Origin of the sequence: Streptomyces polyasparticus, assembly GCF_014493765.1 — a bacterium.
GTDB classification, from domain to species: Bacteria; Actinomycetota; Actinomycetes; order Streptomycetales; family Streptomycetaceae; genus Streptomyces; species Streptomyces polyasparticus.
Genome location: NZ_JACTVJ010000005.1, coordinates 1 through 15,692, shown reverse-complemented (window position 1 = coordinate 15,692; position 15,692 = coordinate 1). Strand labels below are relative to the sequence as shown.

The 15,692-nt window shown below is 70.9% G+C and carries 13 protein-coding genes; 10 read left to right on the top strand and 3 right to left on the bottom strand.

Annotated features, from left to right (window positions below; genetic code table 11):
* Nucleotides 1-14: 14 nt before the first annotated feature.
* Nucleotides 15-1,076 (bottom strand): lipoate-protein ligase LplAB, encoded by a 1,062-nt coding sequence (lplAB, locus tag H9Y04_RS08565; protein ID WP_187813726.1) that lies wholly within the window; start codon nucleotides 1,074-1,076, stop codon nucleotides 15-17.
* Nucleotides 1,077-1,135: 59 nt separating this feature from the next.
* Here lplAB and H9Y04_RS46560 point away from each other — a divergent pair, with 59 nt between their 5' ends.
* A complete protein-coding gene (locus H9Y04_RS46560; RefSeq protein WP_308800913.1) occupies nucleotides 1,136-1,945 on the top strand; it encodes a M15 family metallopeptidase in 810 nt (269 codons plus the stop codon).
* A gap of 7 nt (nucleotides 1,946-1,952) precedes the next feature.
* Here H9Y04_RS46560 and H9Y04_RS08555 read toward each other — a convergent pair whose 3' ends face one another.
* A complete protein-coding gene (locus tag H9Y04_RS08555) occupies nucleotides 1,953-2,750 on the bottom strand; it encodes a TIGR02569 family protein (RefSeq protein ID WP_187813130.1) in 798 nt (265 codons plus the stop codon).
* Nucleotides 2,751-3,022: 272 nt separating this feature from the next.
* On the opposite strand from H9Y04_RS08555, the gene H9Y04_RS08550 reads away from it, so the two are divergent.
* From H9Y04_RS08550 to H9Y04_RS08520, 7 genes are all read left to right on the top strand, one after another.
* On the top strand, nucleotides 3,023-4,594 hold the full coding sequence (locus H9Y04_RS08550; RefSeq protein ID WP_187813129.1) for a PucR family transcriptional regulator: 1,572 nt from the start codon (nucleotides 3,023-3,025) through the stop codon (nucleotides 4,592-4,594).
* Between the two features lie 155 nt (nucleotides 4,595-4,749).
* Nucleotides 4,750-5,592 carry a nitrilase-related carbon-nitrogen hydrolase gene (locus tag H9Y04_RS08545; protein ID WP_187813128.1) on the top strand — a complete coding sequence of 281 codons (843 nt, stop codon included), beginning with the start codon at nucleotides 4,750-4,752 and terminating at the stop codon, nucleotides 5,590-5,592.
* Between the two features lie 22 nt (nucleotides 5,593-5,614).
* The gene (gene hydA, locus H9Y04_RS08540; RefSeq protein WP_187813127.1) at nucleotides 5,615-7,018 is read left to right on the top strand and encodes a dihydropyrimidinase; all 1,404 of its coding nucleotides are present in this window, start codon (nucleotides 5,615-5,617) and stop codon (nucleotides 7,016-7,018) included.
* A gap of 11 nt (nucleotides 7,019-7,029) precedes the next feature.
* On the top strand, nucleotides 7,030-8,076 hold the full coding sequence (locus H9Y04_RS08535; RefSeq protein WP_187813126.1) for a TIGR03842 family LLM class F420-dependent oxidoreductase: 1,047 nt from the start codon (nucleotides 7,030-7,032) through the stop codon (nucleotides 8,074-8,076).
* Between the two features lie 148 nt (nucleotides 8,077-8,224).
* On the top strand, nucleotides 8,225-9,763 hold the full coding sequence (locus tag H9Y04_RS08530) for an NCS1 family nucleobase:cation symporter-1 (protein WP_187813125.1): 1,539 nt from the start codon (nucleotides 8,225-8,227) through the stop codon (nucleotides 9,761-9,763).
* A 239-nt stretch (nucleotides 9,764-10,002) separates the two neighbouring features.
* On the top strand, nucleotides 10,003-11,811 hold the full coding sequence (locus H9Y04_RS08525) for a gamma-glutamyltransferase family protein (RefSeq protein ID WP_187813124.1): 1,809 nt from the start codon (nucleotides 10,003-10,005) through the stop codon (nucleotides 11,809-11,811).
* 134 nt (nucleotides 11,812-11,945) lie between these two features.
* The gene (locus H9Y04_RS08520; protein WP_187813123.1) at nucleotides 11,946-12,815 is read left to right on the top strand and encodes an inositol monophosphatase family protein; all 870 of its coding nucleotides are present in this window, start codon (nucleotides 11,946-11,948) and stop codon (nucleotides 12,813-12,815) included.
* A gap of 38 nt (nucleotides 12,816-12,853) precedes the next feature.
* Here the strand turns inward: H9Y04_RS08520 and H9Y04_RS08515 are convergent, their stop codons facing one another.
* Entirely contained in the window at nucleotides 12,854-13,429 is a 576-nt protein-coding gene (locus H9Y04_RS08515) for a hypothetical protein (protein ID WP_187813122.1), read from the bottom strand.
* 94 nt (nucleotides 13,430-13,523) lie between these two features.
* Here H9Y04_RS08515 and H9Y04_RS08510 point away from each other — a divergent pair, with 94 nt between their 5' ends.
* Nucleotides 13,524-14,942: a phytoene desaturase family protein gene (locus H9Y04_RS08510; RefSeq protein ID WP_187813121.1), complete on the top strand. Its 1,419-nt coding sequence runs from the start codon at nucleotides 13,524-13,526 to the stop codon at nucleotides 14,940-14,942.
* A 167-nt stretch (nucleotides 14,943-15,109) separates the two neighbouring features.
* Nucleotides 15,110-15,619, top strand: a complete 510-nt coding sequence (locus H9Y04_RS08505; protein ID WP_187813120.1) for an O-acetyl-ADP-ribose deacetylase — start codon at nucleotides 15,110-15,112, stop codon at nucleotides 15,617-15,619.
* Nucleotides 15,620-15,692: the final 73 nt, after the last annotated feature.

Here is a 15,692-nt window from a genome sequence, read left to right as displayed (position 1 = left end):
AGGGGCAAACGCCCCTACGGCACCCGCGCCGTCCACTCCGGCGAGCCGAACTTGGTGCGCGCCAGCTCCTGCGCCCGTGCCATCTCCTCGTCCGTGACCTTGCCCGCCGTCAGGCCGTAGCGCGCCCGGAACGACTCCACCATCCGCTCGATCACCGCATCGCGCGGAAGACCGGTCTGCCGGCGCAAGGGGTCCACACGCTTCTTCGCGCTCTTCGTGCCCTTGTCCGAGAGCTTCTCGCGCCCGATCCGCAGCACCTCCAGCATCTTGTCCGCGTCGATGTCGTACGCCATCGTCACGTGGTGCAGCACCGCACCGCCGCCGCCCGCGATCCGCTTCTGCGCGGCGCCCGCGATCTTCCCGGCGTCCGTGGCGATGTCGTTGAGCGGCTGGTACCAGGCCTTGATCCCCATGTCGCCGAGCGCGCCGAGCACCCAGTCGTCGAGATAGGCGTAGCTGTCCGCGAAGGACAGGCCCTGCACCAGCGCGTCCGGCACGGAGAGCGAGTACGTGATGGTGTTGCCCGGCTCGCAGAACATCGCCCCGCCGCCGCTGATCCGCCGTACGACCTCGATGCCGTGCCGCTTGGCGCCCTCGGGGTCGACCTCGTTGCGCAGCGACTGGAAGCTGCCGATGACGACGGCCGGCGCACCCCACTCCCAGATCCGCAGCGTCGGCGGCCTGCGCCCCTCGGCGACCTCGGTGGTCAGGACCTCGTCGAGCGCCATGTGCAGCGCGGGCGGCTGCGGCCCTTCGTGGATCAGCTGCCAGTCGTAGTCGGTCCAGTCGGTGGCATGGGCGAGCGCTCTGCGTACGGCGACACCGACGCCTTCCGTCGTCAGGCCGTACAGGACCGTGCCCGGGGGCAGCGCGGCGTCGATCCGGGCCGCGAGGCCGGAGGCGTCGGTGTCGGCGGGGGCGCCGTTCAGGGCCTGGCTGAGGACCGTGAACGAATCGTCGGGCTCCAGGAAGAAGTCCCCGGCCACCCGTACATCGCGCAGGACGCCCGCGCTCTCGTCGACCTCCAGATCGACGGTCACGAGCTTTCCGCCGGGAACCTTGTACTCGCCGTGCACTGTGCTGCCTCCCGGCTTGTCGGCCAAGCGTTCTTGGTCACGCTCAATATGGTGATTCGGTGCAAATCGTACTTCGGGTCGCCTCTGCGGCCAGCGTCCTGCTGCTCACCGTCGGTGCCGCCCCGGTCTCCGCGACCCCGGTCCCCGCCGCCTCCGCGTCCTCCCCGCCGCCCGTTCCCTCTCCGTCTCCCTCGCTCGCCCTCACACCCTCCGCCCGGCCTCCGGCCACCGCGTCGGGCTCGCCCAAGCCGGCCGTCACCCCGGTGAAGCCGCGCCCTGTCCAGGCAGCAGCCGCCGCGCGCCCCGTATTCCGCCACCGCACGCTGCCCGTCACGCGGACCGCGCTCGGCCGCACCTACCGCCCGGGCTGTCCCGTGCCGCCGCAGCGGCTGCGGCTGCTCCGGATGAGCCACTGGGGCTTCGACGGCAAGGTGCACACCGGCGAGATGATCGTCAACGAGCGGGTGGCGAAGGACGTGCTCTACGTGTTCGGGAAGGCGTTCGCCGCCAAGTTCCCGATCCGCAAGATGCGCCCGGTGTCCGCGTACAACGGCAGCGACCACGCGTCCATGGCCGACGACAACACCTCGGCCTTCAACTGCCGCCAGGTGGTGGGCAATCCGGGCCGTCTGTCGCAGCACTCGTACGGGGACGCGATCGACATCAACACGGTGGAGAACCCGTATGTCGACTGGAGCGGCCGCGTCCATCCCGCAGCCGGTGCGCGCCACCTCGACCGGTGGCGGAGGACCAAGGGCATGATCCGCTCGGGCGATGTGCTCACCCGCGCCTTCCGTGCGGTCGGCTGGGAGTGGGGCGGGCGCTGGTCCAACCCGGACTACCAGCACTTCTCGCGCAACGGGCGGTAGTGCGGGGCTACTTGCTGTCCAGCACCAGCTTTGCCACCGGCCCGTACGTCGGATCGGGCGCCCGCCCCACCGCCCGCGTCGTCGCGATGCGGTAGATCAGGGCGCGCAGCAGCAGCTGGTAGCGGTGCGGGTCCCCGGTCCAGGGGCCGAGGAGCCCTGGATCGCCCTCGTACCAGAGCAGCGCGTCCACGACGGCGACCGCCGACGCCCACATCGGCGGTCGCCAGTACACCGGCCAGTCGATCACCGCGGGCGGCAGCCCGTCCGCGAACAGCACATTGCCCAGGAGATCGCCGTGCACGGGCTGTTCGTCGCCCGTCGTCAGCGGCTCGCGCGCGGCCATGAGCGGTGCGAGCATCCCGAACTCGCCTTTCGCATCGGCCTCTTGGCCCAGATCCCACGACAGCCGGTCTGCCCGCGTCCACGCGTCGTCCTTCGCGTCCAGGAACCCCGGGCGTCCGAGGCCGAGCGAGGCGACCGCCGCGTGGAAGGCCTCTCCGGCACGCACGATGTCTTGCGTACGGTGCGGATCGGTGTCACCGGCCACGAGATGCCAGGCTTCCCAGCCGGTCACCGTCCAGGTTCCGTCGCTGGCGCGCACCGGCCGGGCCACCGTGAACTCCTCCGACTCCGGCAGCGCGTCGAGGACTTCGGCCCGCCACGCGGTCTCCTGGGCCCCGTCCGTCGGCTTGAGCACGAACCGGCCCGCCCGCCAGGTGACCCCTTGCCCGCCCGCGAGCAGCACGACCTGCCCTTCGGCACCGAAAGCGGCCAGCACATGGGACGGGGGAGGGGAGTTGACCATGCCCCCGGACCCTACGCGGTCGTAGGGCGGGACCGGCGGACGAGGCCGGGGTAAGTTGAGCCCGGGCGGGTCGGCCGGAGGTGGATCGGAAGGTGGTCGGCCGGTGGTGGATCGGAAGGTGGTCGGCCGGTGGTGGATCGGAAGGTGGCCGGCCGGGCACGCTGCCCCGCCGCGGCACCTGACCGTCGAGGAGGCCGAGCAGGGCGCCGCGCTCCTCGTGCACGGTGCGAGGAGCGCACAGGAGCACCTGGCCCGAACAAGGGAACGCCGCCATGACGACCGTCTTCGAGCCCCTGGGACCGGCCCTGTCGGTCCGCCAGGTCCTCGCTCTTGAGCGCGTGCTCGCCGGAGAGCCCGAGGTGATAGCCGGCGCGAGCCGGCTCGACCGGCCGGTGCGCTGGGTGCATGTCGCCGAGGCCGCCGACGTGGGCGTGATGCTCAGCGGCGGCGAGATGGTCCTGACGACGGGTGTGCTGCTCGCCGGGGACGAGGACAAGCAGGCCGAGTACATCCGCTCCCTGCACCGCGCGGAGGCCGCGGCGGTGGTCCTCGGACTCGGCCGCGCCTTCCCGGCGCCGCCGGACGTGATGCGCCGGGCGGCCGAGCGGTGCGGACTGCCGATGATCGTGCTGCACCGGCCCTTTCCCTTCGCGGAGTTGACGGAGGAGGTCCAGTCCCGGCTCGTGCGGCGGAAGTTCGCCGCCGTCAGTCTCTCCGAGGCCGTACGGACCGCGCTCACCGGCCTCATCACCGCGGGCGCCCCGCTGCAGCGGCTGCTCGACGAGGTGGCCCAGCACAGCGCCTGCCCGGTCGTCGTCACCAACCTCGCGCATCGCGTTCTCGCCACGGCGGGGGAGCGGCCCGCGGTGGACGACGTGCTGCGCGACTGGGAGCGCATCGCCCGGCAGGCGGGCGGCAGCGAGGGAGACGGCTGGATCCGGGCCGAGCTCGGCGGGCGAGGTGAACGGTGGGGGCAGATCATGCTCTGCGGGTACCGCGGGGACACCGGCGTGGGCAGGCTGCTCGCCGACCGTGCCGCCGAGGCCCTCGTGCTGCACCGCATGCTCGGCAACGCCGCGCATTCCTGGGAGGAGGAGTCGGCGCAGGGCCTGCTCACCGACCTGGTGAGCGAGGTGGTACCGGCACGGCAGCTGCTGCCGCGGGCGCGGGCCGCCGGGCTCCCGGTCAACCGGCGGACGTTCGTCCCGCTCGTCGTACGGGACGGGACCCCGGCCCAACTGGACCGGCTGCTCCGCCTCCTCGGTCTGTCCGGGCTCGTCGCCGAACTCGCCGGCGACGCCACCGCCGTACTCCTCAGCCTGCCCCGTGACCAGGACGCAGAGGCGCTGACGGAGCACTTCGCGGCGCGGCTGCGCACCGAGCCGGGGTCGGGGGAGACCGTGGTCGCCGCGGCCGGCCCGCGGACCGTCTGGGACGACGTGCCCGCGGGACTGCGCGAGGCACAGCATGTGGCGGATGCCGTGGCCGATTCCTCGGCGGCGCTGGACCTTCCGGCCGTCGTACGCCTCAAGGACGTTCATCTGCGGGGCCTGATCCGGCTGTTGCGCGACGATCCGCGGGTGCAGTCGTTCGCGGAGCGGGAGCTGGACGGGCTGCTGTGCGAACGGGACGGCGAAGAGGCGGCTTTGCTGGCCGTGCTGCGGACGTATCTCGCCTCCGGCCGCAACAAGTCCCGTACCGCACAGCTCCACCACGTCTCCCGGCCCGCGCTGTACCGCCGCCTCGAAGCGATCCAGACGCGGCTCGGCGTGGACCTCGACGACTTCGAGCAGGCCGCCTCGGTGCACATCGCGCTCCTCGCGCATGACGCGCAACAGGGCTGAAACATACGGCGACCTGGGAAAACGGCCGTGAAACACGGGGCCACGGCAGAGTGACACCGTGGCACGCCAGGGGCCCGCAGACGTGACACCGTGCAACTCAAAGACGACTTTCGGACTTCCTAGGTTTGTCGCACACCGAGCGACCGGAGGTCCCGATGAGCCGAGTGATTCGTGCCGCCCTGTTCCAGACCGCGTGGACGGGCGACAAGGAGTCGATGATCCAGGTACATGAGCAGGCGGTGCGCGATGCCGCGGCACAGGGTGCTCAAGTGCTGTGCTTCCAGGAGCTTTTCTACGGGCCGTATTTCTGCCAGGTGCAGGACAAGGCGTTCTACGAGTACGCGGAGTCGATCCCCGAAGGGGCGATCGTCCGGCGCTTCCAGGTACTCGCGAAGGAACACGGCATCGTGCTCGTGCTGCCGATGTACGAGGAGGAGCAGCCGGGCGTCCTCTACAACACGGCCGCCGTGATCGACGCGGACGGCTCGTACCTGGGCAAGTACCGCAAGCACCACATCCCCCAAGTGCCGGGATTCTGGGAGAAGTTCTACTTCCGCCCCGGCAACGCCGGCTGGCCCGTGTTCGACACCAAGGTCGGCAAGATCGGCGTCTACATCTGCTACGACCGCCACTTCCCCGAGGGCTGGCGGGCGCTGGGCCTCGCGGGCGCCGAGATCGTCTTCAACCCGTCGGCCACCTCGCGCGGTCTGTCCTCTTACCTGTGGCAGCTGGAGCAGCCCGCGGCGGCCGTCGCCAACGAGTACTTCGTCGGCGCGATCAACCGGGTCGGCGTCGAGGAGCTCGGCGACAACGACTTCTACGGGACGACGTACTTCGTCGACCCGGAGGCGCAGTTCGTGGGCGAGGTCGCCTCCGACAAGGAGCCCGAACTGGTCGTGCGCGACCTGGACATGGGCAAGCTGCGCGAGATCCGCGACCGCTGGCAGTTCTTCCGCGACCGCCGTCCCGACGCGTACGCCCCGATCACCGCACCGTGAAACGGCAGGAGGGAGAGGGAGCATGAGCAGCCGTACCGTCATCCGCGGTGGTCTCGTCATCACCGCGTCCGACGAGATCCACGCCGACATCCTGATCGAGGACGGCCGGGTCGCCGCCCTCGCCGCCTCCGGTACGCCGGCCGCGCAGGCCTGGACGGCCGAGCGGGAGATCGACGCCACCGGGAAGTACGTGATCCCGGGCGGCGTCGACGCCCACACCCACATGGAGCTGCCGTTCGGCGGCACCTTTGCCGCCGACACCTTCGAGACCGGCACCCGGGCGGCGGCCTGGGGCGGCACCACGACGATCGTCGACTTCGCCGTGCAGAGCGTGGGACACAGCCTGCGCGAGGGACTCGACGCCTGGCACGCCAAGGCCGAGGGCAACTGCGCGGTCGACTACGCCTTCCACATGATCGTCTCCGACGTGCACCAGGAGACGCTCAAGGAGATGGACCTCCTCGTGGACGAGGGCGTCACCTCCTTCAAGCAGTTCATGGCGTATCCGGGCGTCTTCTACTCCGACGACGGCCAGATTCTGCGCGCCATGCAGCGCTCCGCTGACAACGGCGGGCTGATCATGATGCACGCCGAGAACGGCATCGCGATCGATGTCCTGGTCGAGCAGGCGCTCGCCCGCGGGGAGACCGACCCGCGCTACCACGGCGAGGTACGCAAGTCGCTGCTCGAAGCCGAGGCCACCCACCGTGCCGTCAAGCTCGCCCAGGTCGCCGGGGCCCCGCTGTACGTCGTGCACGTCTCCGCGATGGAGGCGGTTGCCGAGCTGGCCCGCGCGCGTGACGAGGGACTGAACGTCTTTGGCGAGACCTGCCCGCAGTACCTGTTCCTGTCCACGGACAACCTCGCCGAGCCCGATTTCGAGGGCTCGAAGTACGTGTGCTCGACGCCGCTGCGCCCCAAGGAGCACCAGGCCAAGCTGTGGCAGGGCCTGCGGACAAACGACCTCCAAGTCGTCTCCACCGACCACTGCCCTTTCTGCTTCGTGGGACAGAAAGAGCTCGGCCGGGGCGACTTCTCGAAGATCCCCAACGGTCTGCCGGGCGTGGAGAACCGGATGGACCTGCTCCACCAGGCCGTCGTCGACGGGCACATCTCCCGCCGCCGCTGGATCGAGATCGCCTGTGCCACGCCGGCCCGGATGTTCGGCATGTACCCGAAGAAGGGCACCATCGCGCCCGGCGCCGACGCCGACATCGTGATCTACGACCCGGACGCCCAGCAGGTCATGTCAGCCGCAACGCACCACATGAACGTCGACTACTCGGCGTACGAGGGCAAGCGCACCACCGGCCGGGTCGAGACCGTCCTGTCGCGGGGCGAGGTCGTCATCCACGAGCGGGAGTACACCGGACGCGCAGGACACGGCGTCTACACCCCGCGCTCCACCTGTCAGTACCTCAACTAGGAGTGGCGTACATGGACTTCGGACTCGTCCTGCAGACCGACCCGCCGGCCTCGAAGGTCATCAGCCTGATGCAGCGCGCCGAGCGCAACGGCTTCACGTACGGCTGGACCTTCGACTCCGCCGTGCTCTGGCAGGAGCCGTTCGTGATCTACAGCCAGATCCTGGCCCAGACGGAGCGGCTGACCGTTGGCCCGATGGTCACCAACCCCGGCACCCGCACCTGGGAGGTCACCGCCTCCACGTTCGCGACCCTCAACGACATGTACGGCAACCGCACCGTGTGCGGCATCGGACGCGGCGACTCCGCGATGCGCGTCGCGGGCCGCGCCCCGAACACCCTGGCCCGGATCAGCGAGGCCATGAAGGTCATCAGGGCGCTCGCCTCGGGGAAGGAGGCCGACCTCGGCGGTTCGGTCGTCAAGTTCCCGTGGGCCAAGGAGGACGCCCGACTCCCGGTCTGGATGGCCGCGTACGGGCCCAAGGCCCTGAAGATGACCGGCGAGGAGGCCGACGGGTTCATCCTCCAGCTCGCCGACCTGTACCTCACCGAGTACATGGTCAAGGCGGTCAAGGAAGCCGCCGTCGCCGCCGGACGCGACCCGTCCGAGGTGAAGATCTGCGTGGCCGCCCCCGCCTATGTCACCGAGGACGACTCGCCCGAGGCGCTCGCCCATGCGCGCGAGCAGTGCCGCTGGTTCGGCGGCATGGTCGGCAACCACGTCGCCGACCTGGTGTCCAAGTACGGCGCGCACTCCGCGGCCGTACCCGCGGAACTCACCGACTACATCAAGGCGCGCGAGGGCTACGACTACTCCCATCACGGACGCGCCGACAACCCCGACACCGCGTTCGTGCCCGACGAGATCGTCGACCGGTTCTGCCTCATCGGGCCGGTGGAGCAGCACATCGAGAAGCTGAACGCGCTGCGCGAGCTGGGCGTCGACCAGTTCGCGGTGTACGACATGCACGACGCCCAGGAGACCGTGATCGACGCGTACGGCTCGCAGGTGATCCCGGCCGTGAACGGCGTAAGCGCCGTAAGCGCGGTAAACGCCTGAGACACCTGACCGCCTTCTCCCGCACCCGAGTTCCCCCTTGTTCTCCCCCTTCCCGCCGTCCCGGGAAGGGGGTCCGGGCGCACACCGCGCCCCCCTCGGCGCCACCCGCACGGCCTTTCCCGTCCCGACCTCCCTGATTGGCCTGCCCATGACCGAAACCGTTCCCGCCGCCCCACCGCCGTCCTCCCAACCCACGTCGGCCGACGGCCGGGTGGAGATCGCCCCGGGCTCCCCGGCGCCCACCGGCCCGTACGCCAACGACGACCTGCTGCCGGTTCCCGTCGAGAAGCGCACCTGGACCACGTACAACTTCTCCGCACTCTGGGTCGGCATGGCCCACAACACCGCCTCCTGGACCCTGGCCTCCGGTCTGATCGCCGTGGGCATGGACTGGAAGCAGGCGGTGCTCACCATCGCCCTGGCCAATGTGATCGTCCTTGTGCCGATGCTGCTCACCGGGCATGCGGGCCCCAAGTACGGCATCCCGTTCCCGGTGTTCGCCCGCGCCTCCTTCGGTATCCGCGGCGCCAACCTGCCCGCGGTCGTACGGGCGTTGGTGGCGTGCGGGTGGTTCGGCATCCAGACCTGGATCGGCGGCGAGGCGATCTTCTTCCTGGCCGGAAAGCTCATCGGCGAGGGCTGGAGCGACGCCGGGAAGATCGGCGGCTACGCCTGGACCATGTGGCTGTCGTTCGCGATCTTCTGGGCGATCCAGGTCGCGATCATCTATCGGGGCATGGAGACGATCCGCCGCTTCGAGAACTGGGCGGCGCCCTTCGTGCTCATCGGCGCGTTCGTGATGCTGTGGTGGATGGCCGACAAGGCCGGCGGCTTCGGCCCGCTGCTCGACCAGCCCTCCAAGCTGGGCTGGGGCGGCGACTTCTGGAAGCTGTTCTGGCCCTCCCTGATGGGCATGATCGGCTTCTGGTCCACCCTGTCGCTGAACATCCCGGACTTCACCCGGTACGGCAGGAGCCAGAAGGCGCAGATGTGGGGCCAGGGTCTCGGCCTGCCGACCACCATGACGCTGTTCGCCTTCATGTCGGTGATGGTCACCTCCGGCTCGCAGGCGGTGTACGGCGAGCCGATCTGGGATCCGGTGAAGCTGGCCGCCAAGACGGACAGCGTGGTGGGACTGCTGTTCGCGCTGGTGACCGTCCTTGTGGCGACGCTGTCGGTGAACATCGCGGCCAACCTGGTCTCCCCGGCCTTCGACTTCTCCAACATCGCGCCCCGGAAGATCAGTTTCCGTGCCGGTGCGCTCGCCACCTGCGTCCTCGGTGTGCTGATCTTCCCGTGGAAGCTGTACTCCGACCCGCAGGGGTACATCTTCACCTGGCTCGGCCTGGTCGGCGGTCTGCTCGGCACGGTGGCCGGCATCCTCATCGCCGACTACTGGATCCTGCGCCGCGGCAAGCTCGACCTGCTCGACCTGTACCGCGCCGGCGGGCGCTACTGGTACGACCGCGGCTGGAACTGGCGGGCCGTCGTCGCCTTCGTGGCCGGCGGTGTGCTCGCCGTCGGCGGTGCGAGCTTCGACCCGCTGATCGACGGCCGGCCCATCCCGGCCCTGTCGTCCCTTGCCGACTACGGCTGGGCGGTGGGCCTGGCGACCTCGATGGTGCTGTACGTGGGCCTGATGCTGCTGCGCGGCCGGGATCGGGACCGGGACCGGGACACGATCTGACCGGAGCGGAAGGACGGCCGGTCGCGCCGGCCGTCCTCCCGCGTCGCCCCCGCTCGCCCTGCGTCGCCCCCGCTCGCCCTGCGTCGCCCCCGCGTCCGACCGCGGCGGGCGCCGTACGCGGACGGCGTCGATCCCGGGCGGCTTCTCTCCCGGCCGGTCGCTCTCACGGCCGTGCTCGATAGCCTGCCGGACGAGATCAGCCGGACGAGTTCAGCCCGACGCGAGAAGTGAGAGGCCAGATGTTCACCACCCGCCCCACCCTCCAAGGCACCTTCGGCATGGTGTCCTCCACCCACTGGCTGGCCTCGCAGTCGGCGATGGCCGTCCTGGAGGACGGGGGCAACGCGTTCGACGCGGCCGTGGCCGCCGGGTTCGTGCTGCATGTGGTCGAGCCGCATCTCAACGGTCCCGCCGGCGAAGTGCCGATCATCCTCGCGCCCGCGGGCGGCGAGGTCCGCGTGCTGTGCGGCCAGGGTCCGGCCCCCGCGGGCGCGAGCGTGGAGCACTACCGCGCGCTCGGCCTCGACCTGGTGCCCGGCACGGGACCGCTCGCGGCCGCCGTGCCAGGGGCGTTCGACGCATGGATGGTGCTCCTGCGCGACCACGGCACCAAGCCGCTCGACGAGATCCTCAAGTACGCGATCGGATATGCCGAGTCCGGGCATCCGCCGGTCGAGAAGATCGGCGAGACGATCGCCACCGTCCGGCAGCTGTTCGAGACCGAGTGGACCACGTCCGCCGAGGTGTATCTGCCGGTCGTACGCCCCGGCGCGCTGCTTGTGAACCGCACGCTCGCCGCGACCTGGCGCCGGCTGCTCGCCGAGGCCACGGGGTCCACGCGCGAGGCGCGGATCGACGCCGCGCGCAGGATATGGCGGGAGGGTTTCATCGCGGAGGCGCTGCTGCGGCAGAGCGCACGGCCGACGTACGACACCAGCGGCGAGCGCCACACCGGCACCCTCACCGGCGACGACCTCGTCTCTTTCCGTGCCGCTTACGAAGCTCCGGCGACGTACGACCGCAACGGCTGGACCCTCTGCAAGGCCGGCCCCTGGAGCCAAGGCCCCGCCCTGCTCCAGCAGTTGGCGCTGCTGCCCGGCGAACTCCCGGCGCGCGGCTCGGGCGATTACATCCATCTGCTCGTCGAGGGCTGCAAGCTGGCGATGGCGGACCGCGAGGCCTGGTACGGGGACGCGGGCGACGACGTACCCCTGCAAGCCCTGCTCTCCGATCCGTACAACGAAGCGCGCCGCAAGCTCATCGGCGACAGCGCCTCGCACGAACTGCGGCCCGGCAGCCCTCCGGGGCGCACCCCGCGCCTGGCCTCGCCGGCGCAGGACGTCGAGGGCCGTACCGCCTTCGACGCCCTGGGGCTCGCGTCCGGTGCCGGTGAGCCCACGGTCAGCGAGTACGGCGATCCCATCGTCGGCGAGTACGGGGAGACCCGCGGCGACACCTGCCATGTCGATGTCGTCGACCGTTGGGGCAACATCGTCGCCGCCACCCCCAGCGGCGGCTGGCTGCAGTCCAACCCGGTCGTTCCCGAGCTGGGCTTCCCGCTCGGCACCCGTCTGCAGATGACCTGGCTGGAGCCGGGCCTGCCCAACTCCCTCACCCCCGGCCGCCGCCCGCGCACCACGCTCACGCCCTCGCTCGCGCTGCGCGGAGGGGTGCCCGTGATGGCCTTCGGGACGCCGGGCGGCGACCAGCAGGACCAGTGGCAGCTGCCGTTCTTCCTGCAGGTGGCGGAGGGACCTGCCGTACGCGGCGGCCTCGACCTCCAGGGCGCGATCGACGCCCCTAACTGGCACACCGACCACGTCCCGTCGTCCTTCTACCCGCGCGGCATGCTGCCCGGCCAGCTCACGGTCGAGTCCCGGGTGGGCGAGGAGGTCGTCGCCGAGCTGCGGCGCCGCGGACACCAGGTCACGGTCGGTGCTCCCTGGTCGGAGGGGCGGCTGAGCGCGGTGGCCAGGGACCCGGAGACCGGAGTGCTTTCGGCCGGGGCGAATCCGCGGGGGATGCAGGGGTACGCGGTAGGGCGCTGAGGACGGGGTCCCGGGGCGCTGAGTCCAGGGTCCGGCAGGTCCTGGGACCCCGCCGCACTCAGGGTTCACCGGGAATCCACCCGGAGGTCACCCTCCGGGTGGGGACTGTCAGTGGGGCGTGGTGGGATGGACACATGATCGAAGACAAGACAGGCAACGAAGACCTTCTCGACATCCGTATCGCCGGCTTCCTCGACACCCGTCTCCACGAGGTGGAGGAGGCCGTACGCAAGGCCGCGGCCGCGGAGATCATGCCACGCTTCCGTCAGCTCGCCGACTACGAGGTCGTCGAGAAGAACGGTCCGCACGACCTGGTGACGGTCGCCGACCGCCTCGCCGAGGAACACCTCACGGCCTCCCTGACCGAGCTCCTGCCCGGCTCGGTCGTGGTCGGCGAGGAGGCGGTGCACGCCGACCCGTCCATCCTGGAGGCACTGCACGGGGACGCCCCGGTGTGGATCGTCGACCCCGTCGACGGCACCCGCCAGTTCGTCCACGGCGACTCCGGCTTCTGCACCCTGGTCGCGCTCGCCCGCCGCGGCGAGGTGCTCGCGTCCTGGACGTTCGCGGCGGCCCGCGACGAGATGGCGGTGGCGGTACGGGGCCAGGGCGTGGTCCTCGACGGCCGCCCCCTCACCCAGGCACCCGCAGAGACCGGCGCGCCGCTCGAAGTCGCCACGTCCCACCCGGACTTCACCACGGACGACCAGAAGCGGGCACTGCTCGGGCTGCGCACCGAAGGGGTCGCCCCGCGGCCGTGCGGTTCGGCCGGCCTGGAGTATCTGGCCATCGCCAAGGGTGAGTTGGACGCGGTGGCGTTCTCCTGGGAGAACGCCTGGGACCACGCGGCGGGCCTCCTCCTCGTCACCGAGACGGGCGGCGGACACCTGACGGTGGCGGGCGAGCCCTTCCGTATCGAGGGTGGCAACGCACTCCCGTTCACGGCGGGCCGCGACGCGGCGACGGTGGAGCGGGTGATCGGGTTGTTGAGGGCGGAGGCCTGAACAGCTGTGGGGGCGGCATCCTGACCGGCCGCGAGTGATCAGTCCTCGACCGGGCGGAGCCTGATCTGGGCTCCCGCGCCCCGTTCGAAATCGACCCGCAGGGTGGTCACCTCGAACCGGCCGGCCGTGCCGACGGACGGCCACAGTGCAGGCTCCCGGGGCAGGGACAGCACGTCCACGAACCCCTCGACCGGCAGTCCGAGGTCCACCAGGAGGCCCGTCCTGCCCGCACCCCAAGGCAGTGCCCGCACCGTCCCCGCGAGCACGGCACCCTCGGGCACGGGCCCCGTGTCGTACGGCGTGAAGTGCCGTCCGATGAGCCCGCGCCGCCACGTGTCCTCGAACTCGTCGACTGTCACCTCTTCCGTGCGCGACGCGGTGTCCGGCTCGTCCGGAGCGCCGTACACGGCCTCGTACAACTCGACGCCGAAGGCCCCGTAACCCCTCCGCAGCTCCTGTGCCACGTCCCGCGACCAGGCGCAGACCACCGCACCGGACGGCGCGAACGTCACCTGCCGCAGGACCTCGCCACCCGCCGCCCCGGTCTCGTACCAGTACTCGGCGAGACCGCGCGTATGTACGCCGCGCAGACAGACGTAGGAGGAATTCGGCATCCAGGGACCCTACCCCCGGCCGGACTGTCAGAGCCCAGGCATATCCTGAGGCCCAGTGGCCATCGGCTGACAAAGGAGTCCGAAGGTGCCGTCGATGCTCGATGCCGTCGTCGTGGGAGCGGGACCCAACGGACTGACCGCTGCGGTCGAGCTGGCCCGCCGTGGGTTCTCGGTGGCCGTGTTCGAGGCCAAGGACACGATCGGCGGCGGCGCCCGCACCGAGGAGCTGACCCTGCCGGGTTTCCGGCACGACCCGTGCTCGGCCGCGCATCCGCTCGGCGTCAACTCGCCCGCCTTCAACGACATGCCGCTCGGCCGGTACGGCCTGGAGTGGCTGCACGCCCCGCTGCCCATGGCGCACCCGTTCCCCGACGGCACCGCGGCCGTGCTGTCCCGCTCGGTGGCGGAGACCGCCTCGTCGTTCGGCGCACGGGACGCGGGCGCGTACCGCAGGCTCGTCGAGCCGTTCCTCGCCCGCTGGGACACCCTGGCCAGGGACTTCATGTCGCTGCCGCTCAGCACCCTGCCCCGCGACCCCGTCACGCTCGCCCGTTTCGGCTTCGTGGGGCTGCCCCCGTCCAGCTGGACGCTCGGCCGGCGCTTCCACGACGACAAGGCGAAGGCCCTGTTCGCGGGGCTCGTGGCCCATGTCATCGCGCCGCTCGGCGGCCTCGCGACCACCGCCGTCGGACTGGTCTTCGCCCTGGCCGCGCACGCCCGTGGCTGGCCCGTCGCCAAGGGCGGCTCGCAGTCCATCTCCGACGCCCTCGCCGCGTATCTGAAGGACCTCGGCGGCGCCGTGCACACCGACTACGAGGTCAAGCGCCTCGATGATCTGCCGCCCGCCCGCGCGTACGTCTTCGACACCTCGCCGACCGCCCTCGCCCGTATCGCCGGCCTGGGCAACTCGTATGCCAACTACCGTTACGGCGCGAGCGTGTTCAAGGTCGACTATGCGCTCGACGGGCCCGTGCCCTGGACCGCCGAGGAGCCGCGGCGCGCGGGCACCGTGCAGATCGGCCCGGGCAGCCGCGACATCGCCACCGCGCTGCACGCCGCGTCCCGCACCGATCAGGCCCCGGAGAACCCTTTCCTGATCACGGTCCAGCCCACCCTCGCCGACCCGTCACGCGCCCCCGAGGGCAAGCATGTCTTCTGGGCGTACGGCCATGTGCCCAACGGCTGGGACGGCGACCTCACCGAGGCCATCGAGCGCCAAGTCGAGCGTTTCGCACCGGGGTTCAGGGACCGCATCCTCGCCCGCGCCACGATGGGCCCGCCCGAGCTCGCCTCGCACAACGCGAACTATGTCGGCGGTGACATCGCCTGCGGCGCCGCCTCGGGCCTCCAGCTGCTCCTGCGCCCCAAGCTCTCCCTCTTCCCGTATGCGACGAAGCACCCCGCGGTGTTCCTCTGCTCCTCGGCCACCCCGCCGGGCCCGGGCGTCCACGGAATGTCGGGCCACAACGCGGCGAAGGCGGTCTGGCGCCGCCTGCGTACGGTGACCGCTTGACGATCTCCGTACGGTGACCGCCTGACGACCTCCGTGCAGTGACCGCCTGACGACCTCCGTGCAGTGACCGCCTGACGACCTTTGCGCGGCGACCCTGACGATCTTCGTACGGTCAGCGCATGACGCCCGTCGGACGGGACCGCATGCGACCTTCGTACGATGACCGCATGGCGAACCTCACCCTCGTCCAGGGCGACATCACCGCGCAGTCCGTCGACGCGATCGTCAACGCCGCCAACTCCTCGCTGCTCGGCGGCGGGGGAGTGGACGGCGCGATCCACCGCAAGGGCGGCCCGGAGATCCTCGAAGCCTGCCGCGCCCTGCGCGCCTCCCACTACGGCAAGGGTCTGCCCACCGGCCGGGCGGTCGCGACCACGGCCGGCCGCCTCGACGCCCGCTGGGTGATCCACACGGTCGGACCGGTGTGGAGCGCGACCGAGGACCGCTCCGGACTGCTCGCCTCCTGCTACCGCGAATCCCTGGCCGTGGCCGACGAGTTGGGCGCACGGAGCGTGGCCTTCCCCGCGATCTCGACCGGGATCTACGGCTGGCCGATGGACGACGGGGCGCGGATCGCCTACGAGACGGTGCAGGCGGCGAGGACGGGTGTGGAGGGGGTCCGGTTCGTGCTGTTCGACGAGCGGTCCTACGAGACCTTCGCGGCGCGCCTGCCCTAGTAGGACTTTGTTAGGTGGTGTCGTAGGGCTGCCAGGGTGCGGGTTGGTGGCAGGTTGGGCAGTGTCCTGACCA